Genomic DNA, 19,230 nt, shown 5'->3' on the forward strand with positions numbered 1-19,230 from the left:
GCAACGCCCTCCTTCTTTTCGTCCGGAGCCAAAGGGGCGCGCCCGGCCCGGCTCATTCCTCGACCAGGACGACCGCGTCGTCGGAACTCTTCATCAGGGCGATGCCGTGCAGGCAGTCGCGCTCGGCCGTGTAGCCCTCGCTGCTGACGGCGATGGTCTCGCCGTTGGCGGCGTGGAAGGTCCAGCGCCATTCGTTGCGGTGATCCTTGTAGACCTTGTACTTGGGAGCCTTGCCGGTGGACATGTTTTCCTCCTCGCCGTTGGTCTGATACGGACGGCGGAGGCGGCACGAATGTGAAGGGTGAACGGTTGCATTCCCGATGCCGCATCACGGACACTCCTTCCAGGCGGCCCCAAAACGAAGCATGCCGAAACGAAGAATGAGGAAACGCACCATGCCCCTGCCCTTTCTGAGCGGACTGCGCGTCATCGACCTCGGCCAGTATCTGCCGGGTCCCTACGCCGCCCAGATGCTGGCCGACCTTGGCGCTGAAGTGGTGAAGGTCGAGGCTCCAAGCGGCGACCCGCTGCGCCAGATGGGCCCCACGGACGCCGACGGCACGACCGCCGCCTACAAGCTGCTGAACGCCGGCAAGACCGTCATCCGCCTGAACCTAAAGGACGACGGCGACCGCCGCGCCTTCGAGACGCTGATCGCCGGGGCCGATGCCCTGGTGGAAAGCTATCGCCCCGGCGTGCTGGACAAGCTTGGGGTTGGCCACGCCCGGCTGCGTGCGCTGAACCCGCGGCTTGTCCATGCCAGCCTGTCGGGCTGGGGCAGCAGCGGCCCCTACGCCCGGCGGGCGGGCCATGACCTGAACTACATGGCGGTCGGCGGTGGCCTGGATTCTTCGGGTACGCCGGACCGCCCCTCGATCAGCCATCCGCCGGTCGCCGACTTCGCGTCGGCCCAACAGGCGGCGCTGGCGGTGGTCGCCGCCCTGTTCGGGCGCCAGCGCAGCGGCGAAGGCTGCTTCCTCGACCTGTCGATCATGGAGACGGTGCTGGGCTGGCAGGGCTTCAACCTGACCGCCGACGCCCGCGGGGAGGTTCCTGACCGCGGCGAGGCGCTGCTGTCCGGCGGAGCCGCTTGCTACCGCATCTACCGCACCGCCGATGGCCGTTTCGCCACCCTCTCGGCGCTGGAGGCCAAGTTCTGGCAAGGCTTCTGCGAGGCGGTGGAGCGCCCCGATTGGATCGCCCGGCAAGCCGACCCGCTGCCCCAAGCCGCCCTGATCGCGGAGGTGGACGCCCTGTTCGCCAGCCGCAGCCTCGCCGACTGGAAGGCGCTGCTCGACCCCGTGGACTGCTGCTTCGAGGCGCTGCCGACGCTGGCGGAGATGCCGGAGCATCCGCACATCGCCGCCCGCGGCCAGATCCGCGTCACGCCGGGACCGGAACCGCTGGTGGAGACCCTGATGGGCCTGCGCGTCGATGGCGGCACTCCGCCCGAGCGCGCCCCCTTGCGCGAGTCCACCGCCGCTGCGGTGCTTGCCGCCTGGAAATAGCGGCTACAGGGCGATGAGGGGCCCACCGCCGTCGCGCGGCGGCCGTGCATCCAGCGGGCCACGGCGGGCGCCCATCAGACTGGCCTTCGACAGGTTCGCCGCCGCGTCGTCACAGCCGCGCAGGTCGGCCGAGGCGAGGTTGGCCATTTCGAAACTGGCACCGGCCAGCCTCGCCCCGGTCAGCCGGGCGCCGCGCAGGTCGGCGGCGGTCAGGGTGGCGCCGGTCAGGTTGGCCGGCCAACTCCGCCCGGTCAGGGTGCCGTCCGGGTTGCGCAAATCCACCATGCCGAGGTCGGCGCCGTGGAGATCCACCCCGGTCAGATCGGCCCCGCTCAGGTTCGCCCCGGTCAGCACCGCCTGGTCCAGCCGCGCCCGGCGCAGGCTGGCCCCGCCGAAATCGGCCAGCGAGAGCGAGGCGTTGGACAGCCGGGCCTCGTCCAGGTTGGCGTTGCGGAACACCCCGCCCGACAGGTCGCAGGCCGTAAGGTCCAGCCCGCGCAGGTCCATCCCCGTGAAATCCGCCCGCAGCCCGGCCCCGCCGCCGCTGTTGATCCACAGGATGTGGGCGTCCAGCACGCTGCGCACCGGCGCCGGCAGGGCGTCGGCGTTCTTCATGTAGACGGCACCGCTCAGGTTGGCGCCTTGCGTGTCCGCCACGGTCAGGTCGACGTTGCGCAGGGTCGCCTCGCGCAGGTCGGCGTTGCGCAGGATGGCGCGGGTCAGGTTGGCGCCGTTCAGCACGGCGCGCTTCATCTTGGCCCCGCTGAAATTCGCCTCGGTCAGGTCGGCCCCGGCCAGATTGGCGGCAAACAGATTGGCGTTGCTGAAGTCGCCGCCGGCCGTCGAGGCGTTGGCCAGCTCGGCGTGGCTGAGGTCGGCGCCCTTGAAGTTGACGCCGTCCATCCGCGCGTCCGTCAGGTTGGCAGGCCGCCGCTCCTCCTCGTCCTCGCGCCCGGCGCGGTGGACCATGATCTGGCCGGGGCGCAGATCGGCCCCTTCGAAGTCGGTGCGGGTCAGGTCGGCCTTCAGGAAATTCGCCCCGCGCAGGTCCGCCCGCGCGAAGGAGGAGCCCACCAGCTTCGCCCGGCTGAAATTCGCCCCGAACAGGTCGGACATGGCGAAGCTAACCTCCTCAAGCTGGGCATCGGAGAAGTTGCCCTGGGTGAGGATGGCCGTCTGCAGGTTGAAGCCCTTCAGCCGCAGCCTCGACAGATCGACGGCCTTCGCCTGAAGGCGCACACCGCCCGGCCTCAGTTTGAGATAGAATAGATGATCCCGCACCTGCTTCAGGAATTCCATGGTGCGATCGGTCATCGGGCGGGTCCGTCGGTCGGCTGGTCCCGCCCACACTACGCTTTGCGCAGGGGCAGTAAAGGAGAAATCCCAAATCGTCCGCCACCCCTGCAATGCCGCGGGCGCATGCCGGACCAAGGCTGTGAAACGGTCACTAAATGATTGAACATCAACGCGGTTAGGGTTTGGGAGAGGGAAAGCATGACGAGTTTCGACACGGAGTGCCTGCGCCGCGCCATCGCGCTCAGCCGCACACACATGCAGGGCAACGCCGGCGGCCCCTTCGGCGCGGTCATCGCGCGGGATGGCCGGATCATCGGCGAGGGATGGAACTGCGTGACCTCCAGCAACGACCCGACGGCGCACGCCGAGGTCGTCGCCATCCGCAACGCCTGCCGCGACCTCGGCAGCTTCAGCCTCGCCGGAGCGACCGTCTACACGAGTTGCGAGCCCTGCCCGATGTGTCTGTCGGCGATCTACTGGGCGCGGATCGAACGCATCGTCTACGCCAACGCACGCGACGACGCGGCGTCCATCGGTTTCGACGACGCTTTCCTCTACACGGAAATCGCCCTGCCGCTGGAGCAGCGGGCGATCCCCATGCAGCGCCTGCTGGCCGACGAGGCGCACGCCGTCTTCGACGAATGGGCCGCCCGCCCCGACCGTGTTCCCTACTGAGCCGGTCTACTGATCGTCCCGACGGTAGGGTGACAGCTCCATCAGCGCCTCGCGCTCCGCCGCCACGCCGGGCCGCTCGCGGCGCAGGTAATCGGCGATGGCGCGGTGGAAGCCGGGGTCGGCCACCCAGTGGGCGCTGTATGTCGGCACCGGCAGATAGCCGCGCTGGATCTTGTGCTCCCCCTGGGCGCCAGCCTCGACCCGGCCGAGGCCGCGCTCGATGGCGAAGTCCAGGGCGCGGTAATAGCACGCCTCGAAATGCAGAAAGCGGTAGCGGCCGTCGGAGCCCCAGTTGCGGCCATAGAGCGCGTCGGCCCCGATCAGGTTCAGGGCTCCGGCCACCCACTCCCCGTTGTCCTCGCACATCACCAGCATGACCCGGTCGGCCATGGTCTCGCCAAGAAGGCGGAAGAAGGCGCGGTTCAGATAGCCGCCGCCCCACTTCCGGTCCGCGGTCTCCAGATAGAAGCGGTGGAAGGCGTCCCAATGCTCCGGCTTCAGGTCGGCGCCGGTCAGGCTGTGCAGCCGGACGCTGCTCTCCGTCACCTCGCGCCGCTCCTTGCGGATGGTCTTGCGCTTGCGGCTGTTCAAGGTGCCCAGGAAATCGTCGAAGCTGGCGTAGCCACGGTTCTCCCAATGATATTGCACGCCTTCGCGGAGCAGCCAGCCGGCCTCGCCAAGGCGGCGCCAATCGCCCTCCTCCGGGAAGGTGACATGGACCGAGGAGACGCCGTAGCGCCGCGCCACCTCCTCCATCCCCTGGATCAGGGCGCCGGCGACCGCCTCCATCCCCAGGGCCGAGGCGCCGGGCCGGACGAGAAGGCGCGGCCCCGGCACCGGGGTGAAGGGCACCGCGCATTGCAGCTTCGGGTAATATTGCCCGCCCGCCCGTTCGTAGGCGTGCGCCCAGGCGTGATCGAAGACATACTCGCCGTAGGAATGGTTCTTCAGATAGAGCGGCACCGCCCCCATGATCCGCCCCGCCCCGTCGAGAGCGGCAAGGTGGCTGGGCTGCCAGCCGGTGCGGCCGATGGCCGACCCCGATTCCTCCAGCGCCAGCAGGAAGGCGTGGCTGAGAAACGGGTTGTCCGGCCCGGCGCAGGCGTCCCAGTCCTTGGGGTCGGCCATGCCGATGCCGGTCAGGACCTTGACGGTGATGGCCTCCCCGGCGCCGGGGCCGGTGTCCTTGCCGTCGGGCATGCTCTCTCCTTCACGGGTACGCCGAGGGAGGTGGGCGCTTTGCCGCGCCGCGGCAAGAGGCCCGCCGTCTCCCCCGGCCGGAGCCCCGGATCAGGCCAGTTCGAGGATGGCGTCCACCTCGACAGCCACGTTGCCGGGCAGCGACGGGGCGCCGACCGCGGCGCGGGCGTGCTTTCCGGCGTCGCCGAACACCTGCATCATCAGCTCCGACGCGCCGTTGATGACCAGCGGCTGGTCGTGGAAGTCCGGGGTGCCGTTGACGAAGCCGCCCAGACGCAGCACGCGCACCACCCGGTCGAGATCGCCGCCGCAGGCTGCCTTCGCCTGGGCGATGATGTTCAGAGCGCACAGCCGCGCCGCCTGCTGGCCCTGCTCCACCGTGAAGTCCTGGCCCAGCTTGCCGATGAAGCGGCGCTCGCCGTTCCACACGGTGACCTGCCCCGACACGTAGAGCGTATTGCCAGACCGGGTGTAGGGCACATAGGCCGCCACCGGGGCCGCCGCCTGCGGCAGCTCGATCCCCAACTCCTTCAGCCGCGCCTCGATGCGTCCGGCCATGCTTCATCCCTCCGTCTTCGTTGCGGGCGCCGAAAACGCCGCGATGGGTGGCGCCCCAATGGGTGCGACACGCCGACGATACCTCCCTCCTCGGCCGGCACCAAGGGCATACCGGCACCACGCGCTCATGGTCCAATCGGAGACCCTACTGGGAAGTTTTGTCCCGGAGTCTGGGGCGCAACACCCTTTCTGCCCGGCAAAACTTTCCACCGTCCTGGGAAGGACCATCCCGCCGGCCAAAGCTGGCTTACCGTTCAGATTTTGAAAATACCTTTTAAAATCATTGATTTAGCACCCTATCCGCAAATTGGCACGGGTCTTGATAGGGGAGGATCGCGCAAATGCACGTTGCCTCGCTTCGGTTTCAAGCACCAGCCGCGGGGCGAGCCTCAGAAGGAGACTTGGAACCATGGCCATCAACGACGTCACTCTCACCGCATCAATGCGCACGAATCTGCTGCAACTGCAGAGCGTGAACGACAAGATCGGTGTCAAGCAGAACATCCTCTCGACCGGCAACAAGATCAATTCGGCGCTCGACGGCCCGACTTCGTTCTTCGCAGCGAAGAGCCTGAACCAGCGCGCCGGTGACCTGTCGTCGTTGAAGGACGCCATGGGTCAGTCGATCAGCACCATCAAGGCCGCCGACAAGGGCGTGACCGCGATCGAAAGCATGATCGAGCAGGCGCGCGGCCTGACCACCGCCGCCTATTCCGCTCTGGGCACCGACGCCGGCTCCGTCGCCACCCGCAAGACGCTGGCCTCGCAGTTCAACGCGCTGAAGGAGCAGATCGACAAGCTGGCCGGCGACAGCGGCTATGCCGGCAAGAACCTGCTGGCCGGCAACGGCCTGCGCATGGACTCCACCAGCGAATCGCGCCGCGCCGTCAACACGATCCAGGGCATCGAGAACGCCCGCGTCACCAACGTGGTGTCGGCCGACACCTACACGGTGCGCATCAAGGGCGACGGCTCCATCGAAGGCGCCGCCGGCGAGATCAACAGCGCCGAAATGGCCCACGGCCTGGTCGGCCTGAAGCTGTCCGGCACCATGGCGACCACGCTCGGCAGCTTCTCCGACGTGCAGATCGAGGTCCGCGGCGCGTCGGGCCGCGAGCGGTCCTTCATCATCACGGACGGCAACGAGTCGCGCACGATCACCTACTTCGACAACAGCCAGACCATGGCCGCCAACACGACGACGGCGGCCAAGACGGGCACCGCGCAGATCACCCAGGTGACGCTGGGCGGCACGATCGAAGCCGGCGACAGCTTCACCATCACCGTCGAAGACCAGACCTTCACCTACACCGCGACCGCCGGCGACGTGGCGACGGGCCAGACCGCCCGCAACAACATCGCCAACCAGCTCAAGGCGTCGATCAACAGCGCGCTGGGCGCCAACGGCCGCCTCAGCGGCAAGGACGTCCAGACCGTCACGGTCAGCACGACCGGAACGATCACGCTGTCCGGTGCGACGACGACCAACGCCGCCCGCGAGATGACCGTCAAGGCCACGGCCGAGAACGCCCTGACCAAGCGCATCTCCGAGAGCTTCGCGTCGGGCACGGTGGTGTCCTTCGTGGTGGACCGCAAGCTGCTGGAGCAGGCCGCCAACGCCGGCAACGGCATCTCGACCATCGAGAAGAAGGTCGACATCCAGATCCAGGTCAGCAACCTGAGCGGCGCCACGGTGACCCGCGACGGCATGTCCAAGCGCGGCGAGGGCAAGCTGTCGGACGGCGAGAACGCCTACGCGTTCGACACCGGCACGGTGCGCTTCAACGTCGATCAGAAGACCATCAAGCAGGCGGCGGCGGCCAACTCGGCGGCCAACCTGGTCTCGGTGCAGGTGACCGACGCCAACACCTCCAACGATCTGACGGTGCAGCTCAACGAGCGCAACACCAACTCGATCACGGTGAAGTCGCAGAACCTGACCACCAGCGGCCAGGGCCTGCGTCTGGACTATGCGCAGAACGACTGGACCGACCGCGCCGATATCGACAGGGCGGTTGCCAGCATCGACTATGCGAAGCAGAACCTGCGTTCGGCCTCGCAGACGCTGTCGACCAACCTGAACATCATCACGACCCGCGAAACCTTCACGAAGGAGTTCAGCGACGTGCTGGTCGAAGGCGCCAACAAGCTGACGCTGGCCGACCAGAACGAGGAAGGCGCCAGCCTGCTGATGCTGCAGACCCGTCAGCAGCTCGGCACCATCGCCCTCTCGCTGGCCAACCAGTCGCAGCAGTCGATCCTGCGTCTGTTCTAACCGGCAAGGTCCAGCCGGCGACCACAGGCCGAGGCAAGGCATTGCGCAGCAGGCGCCCCCAACCGGGGCGCCTGTTTTCTTTTGGCCGCCCTACCGCAGGGCAGCCTCGATCAGGGCCCGCGCGTCGGCGGCCAGCTTCGCCCGCTCCGGCGCGCGGGTGTACATCATGTGACCGCCCTCATGGACCGTCACGGCCACCCGGTCGGCCTGCCCGTCCGGCAGTTCCAGGCGCGACGCCACCCAGCGCGACGCCATGTAGGGGGTGATGAGGTCGGTGCGCCCATGGGCGATCAGCACCCGCAGCGCCGGCTGCAGGGTCAGGGCGGCCTGGAGATCGTCCACCGCGCTGGGCTGGCCGGAACGCGGCCATTCCCAACCCCGGTTCACCCGGTCGCTGAGCAGGTCGAACGGCACCTCCGTCCGCACGCCCAGCCATTCGCGGGCGTAGGCGGCGAAGGCGGTGGTGTAGGTCGGCACCGTGCCCTTCAGGAAGGGATCGAAGGGAAGGCGCGCCGCCGACGGGTCGGGGTCCGCGGCGGTGAAGGTTCCGTCATAGACGCTGGCAACCCGCCCGCGCCCGCGCAGCAGTTCGCGGGCGAAGACGTCGGTGGGGATCTCGCCGCGGAAGCGGGTCACCAGCTCCTCGGGCAGGCCGGTGGTCCGCGCCACCTCGGCGAAAAAGTCCCGCGCCGCGCCGGGCCGACGATAGTCCAGCCCGGCCAGCCCGGTGAGGTAGCCGGTGAAGGCGTAGCGCTCCGCCGCCGCGGCCGCCTGCTCCGGGGTGCCGGACGCCAGACCGTTGGCGGCGGCGGAGGCGGCGTAGGAGGGCAGCCGCAGCGCCGGCACCAGAAGCCCGCCGCCGCCGCGGATGGTGGCGAAATCGACCACCGGCGACACCATGATCAGCCCGTTGACGGCGATGCCGGTGTCGTCGATCAGCCGGTTGGCCATCTTGGCGATGCGAAAGCCACCATAGCTTTCCCCCACCAGGAATTTCGGCGACTCCCAGCGCCCGTTGCGGGTCAGCCAGAGCCGGACGATCTCGGCCATGGCCCGGCTGTCGGCATCGACCGACCAGAAACGCTTGCCGGGGTCCTCGTCCCGCCGCGCGCCCTCCTCCTTTCCGCCGTCACGCCGCACGCCGCGGCTGTAGCCGGTGCCGACCGGATCGATGAAGACCAGATCGGCGAAGGCCAGCCAGCTGTCCGGGTTGTCCAACAGCGGGGCCGGCGGACGCACCAGCGAGCCGTCGTCGTTGAAGCCGACCACCTTCGGTCCCAAGGCCCCCAGATGCAGATAGGCCGAGGACGCCCCCGGCCCGCCGTTGAACACGAAGGCGACCGGCCGTTGGCCGCGCGGCGCGCCATCCAACGTGTAGGTGACGGTGAAGACACGGGCCGCCACCTCCTCGCGCGGACCGTCGCGCAGGGGCAGGAACTCCGCCACCGCCGTATAGGCGAGCGGCCCGGAGGGCAACGGCAACTGGTGCTTGGTCTCGCTGCGCTGGGCGTCAAAGCCGCCGCCGGTCCGATCTCCCGGCTTTGCTGCGTTCTGATTCGGCTCGTTCTGGGCCGGTGCATTTTGAGGCGCCGCGTCCTGGGCATTCGCGTCTTGGGCATTCGCGTCTTGGGCATTCGCGTCTTGGGCATTCGCGCCTTGGGCGGCCGCGTCTTGGGCGGTCGGGACCTGGAGCGGCGGCAGCACCAGCAGGGCGAGCAGCGGCAAAAGGCGGAGGCGGCGGTTCATGGCACGTCGCATGGCGCATCCCGTCGGCTGTGTCGTCACAGGCCCGCATATTGACCCGCGACCGGCGTCAGGCAAGGACACACGCCTACGGCGTGCACCACAGCCCACACGCCAAAACCGCGACAATTTATCTCAATTCAAACCATTGATGCACATACGACCGTGTTTATGATGCCCAAACTGCCACCACTTTAAGCCGAGTTATCGCGATCATGGACATGCCCGCCGAGAATTTCCAGGATCTCGTCTGGAGCGACGATCTTGCGTTGGGCGTCGACGACATCGACGAGCAGCACAAGCATTGGATCGAACTGGTTCAGGCGTTCCATGTCGCCGTCGCCGAAGGCCGGTCCCGCGAGGAGGTCTATCGGACATTGGCCGACGCGGTGGTCTATACGGAGATTCACTTCGCGAGCGAGCAGAAGGTCATGGAGGAGGCCGGCTATCCTTTCCTGGCCGACCATCTGGTCCAGCATTCCCTGGCGTGGGAGCAGTTGCACGCCTTCACCACCGGCAACGTGCCGGAGGAGAACATCGCCGAGTATCTGGCGACCTTCCTGCCGCAATGGCTGATGCTGCACATCAACTCCGCCGACCGCCAGTTCGCCCGCTGGCTGAAGGAGCGCGACGCCGTCCCGGCGGAGCTGGCCGACGCCCAGCTGTCCGGCCGCGTCTTCCCCAACATCCCGGTCTGACCCCGCGGGAGCGCACGCTCACCGGAGCCCGCATAAAAGGCCGCATGAAAAAAGGGGAGGTCCGAGGACCTCCCCTTTTCCACGCCATGCCGGGGATGGAGCCGGCTGGCCTCAGCTGCAGCCCGTGGTGGAGCCGCAGGTGTCGCACTTCAGGCAGGTGCCGTTGCGGACAAGCGTCATGTTGCCGCACTCCCCGCACTGATCCCCCTCATAGCCGCGGGCGCGGGCCTCGCGGATGCGGTCGTAGCGCTGGTCGCTGTTGCTGCCGCCGTAGGCGGTGCCGGTGGTGCCGCCGACCGGGGCCGTGCCGCCGGCATGGACAACCGCCGCGCCGACCGCCGGGCTGGACGCCACCGCCGCGTGGGCGGCGGACGCCGTGGCCTGGGCCGCGGTGCCGGTGGCGGCCAGGGCCGCCGCAGCCGAGACCCGCTGGGTCTGCCCGCCGTTCAGGACGCGCAGATTGTTGCGGACGTAGCCGGTGGACGCGACCTTGCGGACGATGTCCGACGGCTGGACCGCGCCGGTCTCCGGCAGGTCGCCCTGCTTGTCGCCGCTGCCCACCGTGAAGGGCACCAGATCCTCCGGCGTGGCGTGCGCCAGATCGGTGCGGCCCAGGTAGGAGATGGCGATCTCGCGGAAGATGTAGTCGATGACCGAGGTCGCCATCTTGATGGTGTCGTTGCCGGTCACCATGCCCGACGGCTCGAAGCGGGTGAAGGTGAAGGCCTCCACGAACTCTTCCAGCGGCACGCCGTACTGCAGGCCGATCGACACCGCGATGGCGAAGTTGTTCATCAGCGAGCGGAAGGCGGCGCCCTCCTTATGCATGTCGATGAAGATCTCGCCGATGCGGCCGTCCTCATACTCGCCGGTGCGCAGGTAGATCTTGTGGCCGCCGACGGTCGCCTTCTGGGTGTAGCCCTTGCGGCGGTGCGGCAGGCGCTCGCGCTCGGTGCGCTTGCGCTCGATGATGCGCTCCACGACCTTCTCGACGATGCGCTCGGACACCATCTGGGTGCGGGTGGCGTTCGCCGCCTCGACGATCTCCTCGACCGCGTCCTCCTCGTCGTCCAGCAGGGCGGCGGAGAGCGGCTGGCTCAGCTTCGAGCCGTCGCGGTACAGCGCGTTGGCCTTGATGCCCAGGCGCCAGGACAGCAGGTAGGCGTCCTTGCACTCCTCGACCGTCGCCGTGTTCGGCATGTTGATGGTCTTGGAGATCGCGCCGGAGATGAAGGGCTGCGCGGCGGCCATCATGGTGATGTGCGATTCCCAGGACAGGAAGCGCTTGCCGATGCGGCCGCAGGGGTTGGCGCAGTCGAACACCGGCAGATGCTCGTCCTTCAGGAACGGCGCGCCTTCCAGCGTCATGGCGCCGCAGCAGAAGGTGTTCGCCGCCTCAAGCTCGGCCTTGGTGAAGCCGAGAGCGGTCAGCAGGTCGAAGCCCGGCGCGTCCATCTGCTCGGCGGGGATGCCCAGCGTGTCGACGATGACGTCGGCGCCGACCGTCCAGCGGTTGAAGGCGAACTTGATGTCGAAGGCGGTGGCGAGGTTGCCCTCCAGCTTCTCCAGCACCTCGGCCGGGAAGCCCTTAGCGGTCAGGGTCTCGTGGTTGACGCCCGGCGCGCCCTTCAGCGTGCCGTGGCCGACCGCGTAGCGCTCGATCGCGGCGATCTCGTCGGCGGTGTAGCCCAGCGTGCGCAGGGCCTCCGGCACCAGACGGTTGACGATCTTGAAGTAGCCGCCGCCGGCCAGCTTCTTGAACTTCACCAGCGCGAAGTCCGGCTCGATGCCCGTAGTGTCGCAATCCATGACCAGGCCGATGGTGCCGGTCGGGGCGACCACCGTGGCCTGGGCGTTGCGGAAGCCGTGCTGCTCGCCCAGCTCCAGCGCCATGTCCCAGGCGCGGACGGCGGCCATCGCCAGTTCCTGCTCCGGGCACTCATCGGCGACGAAGGGCACCGGCTTGACCGACAGGCCCTCGTAACCCTCCATCTCGCCGCAGGCGGCGCGGCGGTGGTTGCGGATGACCCGCAGCATGTGGTCGCGGTTCTGCTCATAGGCCGGGAAGGCGCCCAGCTCCTGCGCCATTTCGGCGGAGGTGGCGTAGGCGACACCGGTCATCACCGCCGAAATGGCGGCGCAGTAGGCGCGGCCTTCCGCCGAGTCGTAGGGCAGGCCGGAGGACATCAGCAGGCCGCCGAGGTTGGCGAAGCCCAGGCCCAGCGTGCGGAACTCGTAGGACAGCTGGGCGATCTCCTTGGACGGGAACTGCGCCATCAGCACGGAGATTTCCAGCACCATGGTCCACAGGCGGCAGGCGTGCTCGAACGCCTCGACGTCGAAGGACCCGTCCTTCAAACGGAACGACATCAGGTTCAGCGAGGCGAGGTTGCAGGCCGTGTCGTCGAGGAACATGTACTCCGAGCATGGGTTCGAGGCGTTGATGCGCCCCGAGGCCGGGCAGGTGTGCCAGTCGTTGATCGTGGTGTCGAACTGCACGCCCGGATCGGCGCAGGCCCAGGCGGCGTAGCCGACCTTGTCCCACAGGTCGCGGGCGCGGAGCGTGCGATGGACCGTGCCGTCGGTGCGGCGGATCAGCTTCCACTCGTCGTCGTTCAGGACGGCCTGGATGAAGTCGTCGGAGATGCGCACCGAGTTGTTGGAGTTCTGGCCGGCCACCGTCAGGTAGGCGTCCGAGTCCCAATCGGTGTTGTAGGTCTTGAACTCGATGCTGGTGAAGCCCTGGGCGGCGAACTGGATCACGCGCTGGACGTAGTTCTCCGGCACCTGCGCCTTGCGGGCGGCGACGACGGCCTTCTTCAGCTCCTTGTTGACCTTCGGGTCCTGGCCGTCCTGGGCGGCGGCCATGATGGCGGTCAGGTGCTGCTGGCAGATCTTGGAGCCGGTGACCAGGGCGGCAACCTTCTGCTCCTCGGTCACCTTCCAGTCGATGTAGGCCTCGATGTCCGGGTGGTCCATGTCCACCGTGACCATCTTGGCCGCACGGCGGGTGGTGCCGCCCGACTTGATGGCGCCCGCCGCGCGGTCGCCGATCTTCAGGAAGCTCATCAGGCCCGACGACTTGCCGCCGCCGGCCAGCTTCTCACCCTCGCCGCGCAGGCGGGAGAAGTTGGAGCCGGTGCCCGAGCCGTACTTGAACAGGCGCGCCTCGCGGACCCACAGGTCCATGATGCCGCCCTCGTTCACCAGATCGTCGGCGACGGACTGGATGAAGCAGGCGTGCGGCTGCGGGTGCTCGTAGGCCGAGGCGGACGAGGTCAGCAGGCCGGTCTTGAAATCGACGTAGAAGTGGCCCTGGCTCGGGCCGTCGATGCCGTAGGCCCAGTGCAGGCCGGTGTTGAACCACTGCGGGCTGTTCGGGGCCGCCATCTGGGCGGCCAGCATGAAGCGCATCTCGTCGAAGAAGGCGCGGGCGTCGGCCTCGGTGTCGAAATAGCCGCCCTTCCAGCCCCAGTAGGTCCAGGTGCCGGCCAGACGGTCGAAGACCTGCTTGGCCGACTTCTCGCCGGAATAGCGCTTCTCCTTCGGCAGGGCCGCCAGCGCCGCCTCGTCGGCCGTCTTGCGCCACAGCCAGGACGGGACGGTGTTCTCCTCGACCGCCTTCAGCGCGACCGGAACGCCGGCCTTGCGGAAATACTTCTGGGCCAGGATGTCGCTGGCGACCTGGCTGTAATTCTCGGGAACCTCGATGTCCGTCTGCTGGAAGACCACAGAGCCGTCAGGGTTGCGGATCTCGCTCGTCGTGCGGCGGAAGCCGAGAGCGGCGTAAGCATCCTGACCCTCTTTCGTGAAACGACGCTGGACCCGCATGTGACTCGTGCTCCCTCTGGCTGGCGAACAAAGGTGTCGCGCTCCGTGCGGCGCAGCTCGCGCTGGCTGACGAACGCAACACCCTGTATGTTGGTGCGCATCCTAGCCTCAAGCTTTGGGCCAAGCAAGACCCGGCCCAAGATATTGTGTGCTTGACGCGGGCTTACCTCCTAGATATGGCGCGTCAGGTCAACGGGCCAAGCCGCTGGGGGTTCCCGGAAAAAATCCGCCCACCCCCATATCTAGTCCCCGCCAGAGAGCCTCCGGCACCCGGTTTCCGTAAGGAATCCGTCACTTTCACGGGGTTGCAGACCTCTCCGACCCGAGGAATTACGGGGGGCGAATCGGCGGTACACCCTTCTCCCGATCCCCCGCTCCGCGGCCCCACCTTTGCCCACTGGACCGGCCCCGCGATGGGGAGCCCAGACGGCGTCCCGAGTCGCCCCCGCGATGTCACAAGAGCCCCCGCGTGACCTTTCCCGCCCTCCCCGGTTGGAAGGGTCGGTTTCGTGCAACGAGGAGAGCTTCCATGCACAAGACGGTGATCGCGACCCTGTCCGCCCTGGCGCTGATGACCGGCGCCGCGGCGGCCCAGACCGGCACCGGCGGCTCCACCCAGGCCCCGAGTTCCCAGGCCCCGAATTCGGTCATCATGGACCAAGGCCAGGGCGCCCGCCCGGCCGGCCCCGCTAGCGGCGCCGCAAGCAACGCCACGGGTGGCGCCAGCGTCGAGCATCTGATGAGCCGCACGGTGATCGGCGCCGACGGTGAGAAGGTCGGCAAGGTGTCCGACGTGATCCTCGGCCCGGACGGCAACGCGCAGCTCCTGGTGATCCAGAGCGGCGGCTTCCTCGGCATCGGCGGCAAGGAGATCGCCGCGGACATCGCGCTGGCCGACGTGCTGCCGGGCAACGGCCCGATCACGCTGCGCGACGTCACCCAGGCGAGCGTGCGCGACATGCCGGAGTTCCAGTACAGCGACAGCATGACCTCGCTGAACCGCGGCCCCAAGCACAGCGGCGAGTCGAACAAGCAGTGACGCGCTGAACATCAATATTTCCCCTCTCCCCTCTGGGGAGAGGGTCAGGGTGAGGGGGTTGCGCGTGGCGGTACGTCCGGCAAATGCATGTCCCCCTCACCGGCCCTCCGGGCCACCCTCTCCCCAGAGGGGAGAGGGCTATTAGGCTCTACGCCTCCACCCCGCGCTCGCGCAGATAGGCGCCCAGCTTGGTGTCCACGCCCAGGATGTGGCCCGACAGCCATTTGGCGAGAAAGCCCAGCACGAAGGCGCCTTTTTCCCCACCCGCGTCCAGCGCGCTGTTCACGTCGTGAAGCTGGCGGACGAAGCTGTCGTGCAGCGCCTTGTGGGCGGTGTAATCGGGATAGCCGTGCTCGCGCATCAGCGTCTCTTCCCGGTCGAAATGCGTGTCGGTGTAGTCGAGCAGTTCCCTCAGCACATCCTGGATCTCGCTGTCGGCGCGGAACTCGTTCACCGCGGTGACGAACTCGTTGAACAGCTCGAACAGGCGCTTGTGGTCGGCGTCAATCACGGCGTTCCCGACGCCGAAGCCGTCCTGCCACGCCATCGTTTCCCAGCGTGGGTCGGCAAGGTTCGGCTTCATCGTCTTCGGCTGCGTGGTGTTTAATTGCATGACGTTTCCCCCTTCAGGAAACATCCTTATAAGCCGCCGCCCGCCCGTTGCCGGGGCGGCAGATAGTCACATATATAATACGGTTATAGGATTGCCGGTCAGTTCATCTGCGCCAGAGGCAGATTGACCAACAGGTTCTGCGGCTTCAGGCGCAGCTTGCGGTCGGCGGTCATCGCCAGGGCCAGATAGACGGGCCGCCCGGCGATGTCGGCGCGCATGGCCGTGGGGTCGGCGAACTCCAGCCGGAACAGCGACAGGATGCGGGCCAGCCGCTCCTCCCCCACCTCGGCGCCGTTGTAGAGGTCGTTGAGGATCGCCGTGGCCTCGCCGTCCAGCCCGACATGCCAGACCCAGCGCTCGTCGCTGATCCGCTGCACGGGATGGATCGACACCGCCACCCCCAGGAAATGCGTCACCCAGCCTTCCAGGACGCGGCACAGCGCGTCCAGCCCGGCCGCGGCGAAGGTCACGTCGAGCACGGTGTCGTGCCGCGAGTCGCGCTCCCAATAGCGGGGGTGGTTGGTCTCGTCGAGGATGTCGAGATCGACGGAGCGCGGGGCGGTCCCCGCCTCCACCACCAGCCGGCCCAGGCTGCCGAAGCCGCCGGTCGCGGCCAGCATCTCCACGGTCTCGCTGTCGGCCAGCCGGACGCGCCCGTCGTCCAGCGACACGGTCTGGGGCCGGAAGAACAGCTCGCCCGCCCGCGCGCGCAGGCCCGACGGCGTGCCGTCCAGCAGGTTGCGCAGGATCACATGGGCCATCTGGTCGATGAACAGCCCCGGCACGCCCCGCGCGCCCGCGCGGAACAGGCGGAGGTAGCAGGCCTCCACCGTACCGGCGGCGAGCAGCCGGTCGCGGAAGCCCAGCCAGACCGCCCAGTTCTCTCGCGCGTCCGCGTCGGCCAGCGCCTCCACCATACCCGGCGGGACGGGGCGGGCGGGATCCTCCAGCAGGCCGGCAAACAGCGTATGCTCGGTCTCGCAGGCGTCCTCGGGCGGGCGCATCTCCGGCCGCATCAGATAGGCGCGCAGGAAGTCCGGCGTGACCGCCAGCCAGCCGTCGGCGTCGCGCGTCAGCAGATGGAAACCGGACTCTTTCCAGAAATCGGACATGGAAGGCAGACCCTTGAATGTCGAAGCGTGCGTAAAGACAGGCGGGAAACGCCCCTGATGTGGGCGCGCGGGCGCCCGCGCCAAGGACCTAGCACGGCCCGGCCTACAGATGCACGGTGGCTAAGAAAGCGTCGATATCCGCCCACACCCGGTCGCGGATGTCGTCGCGCTCCATCAGCAGCTCGTGCTTGGCGTCGGGATGCTCCCTCAGCACGGCGTTGCCCAGCCGGGCGGCGGCCAGCCGGTGCGACTCCGAGCGGACGACGGCGTCGGCGGGGGCGCTCAGCAGCAGGATGGGGGTCGTCACCCGCTCCAGCGGGGCGGTGAAACGGATGTGGTCGGCGGCGCGCAGGGCCGCCCGCACCCAGCCGAAGCTGACCCCGCCCACCCGCAGCTCGGGCCGGTCGCGGAAGGCGTCATGGTAAGTGGCGTAGCGGCGGGGATCGGAGGTGATCGGGTTCACCGGGGTGAACAGCCCCTCCACCGGGTCGTAGTCGTGCTGGCCGAAGGCGTATTCGGCGGCCCGCCCGCGGGCGCACAGGCGTTCGGCCAGCCAGACCGCCATGCGGCGCGGCACCGGGCCGGTGAAGATGTCGAACATCGGCGCCGTCAGCACCGCCGCATCGCACAGGGCCGGGTTGCGCAGCAGGGCCATCAGGGCGACCAGCCCGCCCATGCTGTGGGCGACCAGCAGCAGCGGCCCGCGCTGCCGCGGCCTCACCAGCCGCTCCACCACCTCCTGCAGGTCGCCGGCCAGCGTATCGAAGCTGTCCAGGTGATGGATCTGGGGATTGGGCAGGGGACGGTCGGACAGGCCCTGGTTGCGCCAGTCGAAGGCAAAGACCTCGAAGCCGCGGGCGAGCATCTCCCCCGCCGTCTCGGCGTATTTCTCGATGAACTCCGCCCGGCCGGTCAGCAGCAGCGCGGTGCCGCGCGGGGTGGCGGCGGCGGCCGTCCAATGGGCGGTGCGCAGCCGGGTCCCGTCCGCCATCGTCACCCAGCCGAGCCGTGGCTCCACACCCAGATCCGCCACGCTCACGGCCATTCCTGCGCGCTCCCTCGCTGACGGGACGATTGAAGCATCAACGCACCGGGCGGGTCCAGCGTCCGGCGGCCATTTGGCGGAACCCCCGCCCTCCCACGGGTGTTGTCGAGGTCCAATGGGAGGTACATTCGAATGCACATGGCGCGTACACTGTCCATGGCGCTCTGCGCCCTGTCCCTGACCTTGTCCCCCATGGCCGCCCAGGCCCAGCCCTCATCCAAATCGCAAAGCTCAAAGGACGCGTCGGTGCCGCCGATCGCCGTGGAGCGCACGGACGAGGGCGAGCCGGTGATCGTCCATGAGGGTGAGGCGTCCTTCTATGGCGGCTCGTTCCACGGCAAGAAGACGGCCAGCGGCGAGCGCTTCGACCAGAACAAACCGACCGCCGCCTCGCGCGAACTGCCGCTGGGCAGCAAGGTCACCGTGACCAACCAGGACAACGGCAAGAGCGTCGACGTCATCGTCAACGACCGCGGCCCCTATGTGGACGGGCGGGTCATCGACCTGTCGAAGAAGGCCGCCAAGCAGCTCGACATGATCGAGGACGGCGTGGCCCCCGTGCGCGTCGAGGCCAAGCCGTCCGAACAGCCGACCGAAGCCGTGAAGGAGAAGGTCGAGGCCAAGGCCGAGAAGGCCGACAAGACCCAGGTGGCTGAGCAGCCCGCCTCCGAGAAGAAGGGGAACGGCGCAGCCCGGTCCGGTTCGTCGCGCGCCGATCAGCAAAGCGGGTCGGGGTCCGACCGCTAAGCTCAGACCCGCGGCGGACGGGCGGACCTGCCGGCGCGCTGCCCCCGGTCGAAGGCGGCCAGCAGCGCGCCCAACCCGTCCGACGCCGCGTGGCGCGACCACAGGAAGGGGCGCAGCATGTTGCGGGTGCCGAAGCCGTGCACATGCACCGTGCGACGTCCCAGCGCCTGCAACCCCTCCCGCGCCACGTCCAGCGGATCGGCGGCCCCCGGCAGCGCGTTCAGGGCGAAGCCCGCCCGTTTGCCGAAGGCGGTGCGGGTGGCGCCGGGGCACAGCACCAGCACATCCACCGGCTTGCGCTTCAGCTCCGTCGCCAGCGCCTCGCCATAGGCCAGGACGAAGCTCTTGCTGGCGCAGTAGGTGCCGAGGAACGGGATCGGCTGGAAAGCCGCCGTGCTCGACAGCAGGATCAGCCCGGCCCGCCGCCCGTCGCGGGCCGCGCGTTCGATCATGCCGGGCAGCAGCGCGCGGGTCAGCACCGTGGTCGCCACCACGTTCAGCTCCACCGTCGTCCGCTCCGCCTCCGGGCTGTTGTCGAGCACCGGCCCGAAGGCGCCGGACCCGGCGTTGTTGATGAGCAGGTCGATCTCCAGCGTCTCCGCCTTCTGGATCAGGGCGTCCCGCCCCGCGTCGGTGGTCAGGTCGGTGGCCAGCACTTCCACCCGACGCCCGGCGGCCTCCAGCTCCGTCTTGGCGGTGTTGAGGGCCTCGGCGTTGCGGGCGGCCAGCAGCAGGCCGGTGTCGGCGGACAGGGCACGGGCGAAGCCGGCGCCGATGCCGGAGGTGCCGCCGGTGACCAGCGCGAAGCGGTGGGTCATGGCTCGGATTCCATCGCGGTTCGGGGGATGAGAGGTGACGGTTGGCCGCGGCGGCGGGAAGTCAAGCCGTCC

At 68.5% G+C, this 19,230-nt stretch carries 16 protein-coding genes; 6 read left to right on the forward strand and 10 right to left on the reverse strand.

What is annotated here, in order from left to right; translation table 11 throughout:
- Positions 1-52 precede the first annotated feature (52 nt).
- Entirely contained in the window at positions 53-244 is a 192-nt protein-coding gene (locus AMK58_RS10880) for a YegP family protein (RefSeq protein WP_035672008.1), read from the reverse strand.
- Positions 245-395: 151 nt separating this feature from the next.
- Here AMK58_RS10880 and AMK58_RS10885 point away from each other — a divergent pair, with 151 nt between their 5' ends.
- Complete coding sequence (locus tag AMK58_RS10885; RefSeq protein WP_035672005.1) at positions 396-1,508, forward strand: CaiB/BaiF CoA transferase family protein; 1,113 nt, start codon at positions 396-398, stop codon at positions 1,506-1,508.
- Between the two features lie 3 nt (positions 1,509-1,511).
- Here the strand turns inward: AMK58_RS10885 and AMK58_RS10890 are convergent, their stop codons facing one another.
- Entirely contained in the window at positions 1,512-2,822 is a 1,311-nt protein-coding gene (locus AMK58_RS10890; RefSeq protein WP_051140130.1) for a pentapeptide repeat-containing protein, read from the reverse strand.
- Between the two features lie 180 nt (positions 2,823-3,002).
- On the opposite strand from AMK58_RS10890, the gene AMK58_RS10895 reads away from it, so the two are divergent.
- Positions 3,003-3,479, forward strand: a complete 477-nt coding sequence (locus AMK58_RS10895; RefSeq protein WP_035672003.1) for a nucleoside deaminase — start codon at positions 3,003-3,005, stop codon at positions 3,477-3,479.
- Positions 3,480-3,485: 6 nt separating this feature from the next.
- On the opposite strand, the gene AMK58_RS10900 is transcribed toward AMK58_RS10895, so the two are convergent.
- Both AMK58_RS10900 and AMK58_RS10905 read right to left on the reverse strand, forming a co-directional pair.
- Positions 3,486-4,679: a GNAT family N-acetyltransferase gene (locus tag AMK58_RS10900; protein WP_059398885.1), complete on the reverse strand. Its 1,194-nt coding sequence runs from the start codon at positions 4,677-4,679 to the stop codon at positions 3,486-3,488.
- Between the two features lie 90 nt (positions 4,680-4,769).
- Complete coding sequence (locus AMK58_RS10905) at positions 4,770-5,237, reverse strand: RidA family protein (RefSeq protein ID WP_035671998.1); 468 nt, start codon at positions 5,235-5,237, stop codon at positions 4,770-4,772.
- A gap of 409 nt (positions 5,238-5,646) precedes the next feature.
- Between AMK58_RS10905 and AMK58_RS10910 the strand changes: the two genes are divergently transcribed.
- Entirely contained in the window at positions 5,647-7,512 is a 1,866-nt protein-coding gene (locus tag AMK58_RS10910; protein WP_059398886.1) for a flagellin N-terminal helical domain-containing protein, read from the forward strand.
- A gap of 90 nt (positions 7,513-7,602) precedes the next feature.
- On the opposite strand, the gene AMK58_RS10915 is transcribed toward AMK58_RS10910, so the two are convergent.
- The gene (locus AMK58_RS10915; protein WP_236778111.1) at positions 7,603-8,994 is read right to left on the reverse strand and encodes a S10 family peptidase; all 1,392 of its coding nucleotides are present in this window, start codon (positions 8,992-8,994) and stop codon (positions 7,603-7,605) included.
- A gap of 476 nt (positions 8,995-9,470) precedes the next feature.
- Here AMK58_RS10915 and AMK58_RS10920 point away from each other — a divergent pair, with 476 nt between their 5' ends.
- Positions 9,471-9,953 (forward strand): bacteriohemerythrin, encoded by a 483-nt coding sequence (locus AMK58_RS10920; RefSeq protein WP_035671977.1) that lies wholly within the window; start codon positions 9,471-9,473, stop codon positions 9,951-9,953.
- Between the two features lie 111 nt (positions 9,954-10,064).
- Here the strand turns inward: AMK58_RS10920 and AMK58_RS10925 are convergent, their stop codons facing one another.
- Positions 10,065-13,784, reverse strand: a complete 3,720-nt coding sequence (locus tag AMK58_RS10925; RefSeq protein WP_059398888.1) for a vitamin B12-dependent ribonucleotide reductase — start codon at positions 13,782-13,784, stop codon at positions 10,065-10,067.
- Positions 13,785-14,313: 529 nt separating this feature from the next.
- Between AMK58_RS10925 and AMK58_RS10930 the strand changes: the two genes are divergently transcribed.
- Positions 14,314-14,823, forward strand: coding sequence for a PRC-barrel domain-containing protein (locus tag AMK58_RS10930; protein ID WP_051140127.1), 510 nt, complete (start codon positions 14,314-14,316; stop codon positions 14,821-14,823).
- A 148-nt stretch (positions 14,824-14,971) separates the two neighbouring features.
- Here AMK58_RS10930 and AMK58_RS10935 read toward each other — a convergent pair whose 3' ends face one another.
- From AMK58_RS10935 to AMK58_RS10945, 3 genes are all read right to left on the reverse strand, one after another.
- On the reverse strand, positions 14,972-15,436 hold the full coding sequence (locus AMK58_RS10935; RefSeq protein ID WP_051140126.1) for a bacteriohemerythrin: 465 nt from the start codon (positions 15,434-15,436) through the stop codon (positions 14,972-14,974).
- A gap of 98 nt (positions 15,437-15,534) precedes the next feature.
- The gene (locus AMK58_RS10940) at positions 15,535-16,548 is read right to left on the reverse strand and encodes a DUF6352 family protein (protein WP_035671971.1); all 1,014 of its coding nucleotides are present in this window, start codon (positions 16,546-16,548) and stop codon (positions 15,535-15,537) included.
- Between the two features lie 103 nt (positions 16,549-16,651).
- The gene (locus AMK58_RS10945) at positions 16,652-17,593 is read right to left on the reverse strand and encodes an alpha/beta fold hydrolase (protein ID WP_035671969.1); all 942 of its coding nucleotides are present in this window, start codon (positions 17,591-17,593) and stop codon (positions 16,652-16,654) included.
- A 132-nt stretch (positions 17,594-17,725) separates the two neighbouring features.
- On the opposite strand from AMK58_RS10945, the gene AMK58_RS10950 reads away from it, so the two are divergent.
- Positions 17,726-18,340: a septal ring lytic transglycosylase RlpA family protein gene (locus tag AMK58_RS10950; protein ID WP_059398890.1), complete on the forward strand. Its 615-nt coding sequence runs from the start codon at positions 17,726-17,728 to the stop codon at positions 18,338-18,340.
- A 2-nt stretch (positions 18,341-18,342) separates the two neighbouring features.
- Here AMK58_RS10950 and AMK58_RS10955 read toward each other — a convergent pair whose 3' ends face one another.
- Entirely contained in the window at positions 18,343-19,158 is an 816-nt protein-coding gene (locus tag AMK58_RS10955; RefSeq protein WP_059398891.1) for an SDR family NAD(P)-dependent oxidoreductase, read from the reverse strand.
- Between the last annotated feature and the right edge of the window lie 72 nt (positions 19,159-19,230).

This window comes from Azospirillum brasilense, assembly GCF_001315015.1.
GTDB classification, from domain to species: domain Bacteria; phylum Pseudomonadota; class Alphaproteobacteria; order Azospirillales; family Azospirillaceae; genus Azospirillum; species Azospirillum brasilense.

Excerpts from the sequence above, each read along its gene's own strand:
- AMK58_RS10880 (WP_035672008.1), bottom strand. The coding sequence starts at position 244 with ATGTCCACCGGCAAGGCTCCCAAGTACAAGGTCTACAAGGATCACCGC.
- AMK58_RS10885 (WP_035672005.1), top strand. The coding sequence starts at position 396 with ATGCCCCTGCCCTTTCTGAGCGGACTGCGCGTCATCGACCTCGGCCAG.
- AMK58_RS10890 (WP_051140130.1), bottom strand. The coding sequence starts at position 2,822 with ATGACCGATCGCACCATGGAATTCCTGAAGCAGGTGCGGGATCATCTA.
- AMK58_RS10895 (WP_035672003.1), top strand. The coding sequence starts at position 3,003 with ATGACGAGTTTCGACACGGAGTGCCTGCGCCGCGCCATCGCGCTCAGC.
- AMK58_RS10900 (WP_059398885.1), bottom strand. The coding sequence starts at position 4,679 with ATGCCCGACGGCAAGGACACCGGCCCCGGCGCCGGGGAGGCCATCACC.
- AMK58_RS10905 (WP_035671998.1), bottom strand. The coding sequence starts at position 5,237 with ATGGCCGGACGCATCGAGGCGCGGCTGAAGGAGTTGGGGATCGAGCTG.
- AMK58_RS10910 (WP_059398886.1), top strand. The coding sequence starts at position 5,647 with ATGGCCATCAACGACGTCACTCTCACCGCATCAATGCGCACGAATCTG.
- AMK58_RS10920 (WP_035671977.1), top strand. The coding sequence starts at position 9,471 with ATGGACATGCCCGCCGAGAATTTCCAGGATCTCGTCTGGAGCGACGAT.
- AMK58_RS10925 (WP_059398888.1), bottom strand. The coding sequence starts at position 13,784 with ATGCGGGTCCAGCGTCGTTTCACGAAAGAGGGTCAGGATGCTTACGCC.
- AMK58_RS10930 (WP_051140127.1), top strand. The coding sequence starts at position 14,314 with ATGCACAAGACGGTGATCGCGACCCTGTCCGCCCTGGCGCTGATGACC.
- AMK58_RS10935 (WP_051140126.1), bottom strand. The coding sequence starts at position 15,436 with ATGCAATTAAACACCACGCAGCCGAAGACGATGAAGCCGAACCTTGCC.
- AMK58_RS10940 (WP_035671971.1), bottom strand. The coding sequence starts at position 16,548 with ATGTCCGATTTCTGGAAAGAGTCCGGTTTCCATCTGCTGACGCGCGAC.
- AMK58_RS10945 (WP_035671969.1), bottom strand. The coding sequence starts at position 17,593 with ATGGCCGTGAGCGTGGCGGATCTGGGTGTGGAGCCACGGCTCGGCTGG.
- AMK58_RS10950 (WP_059398890.1), top strand. The coding sequence starts at position 17,726 with ATGCACATGGCGCGTACACTGTCCATGGCGCTCTGCGCCCTGTCCCTG.
- AMK58_RS10955 (WP_059398891.1), bottom strand. The coding sequence starts at position 19,158 with ATGACCCACCGCTTCGCGCTGGTCACCGGCGGCACCTCCGGCATCGGC.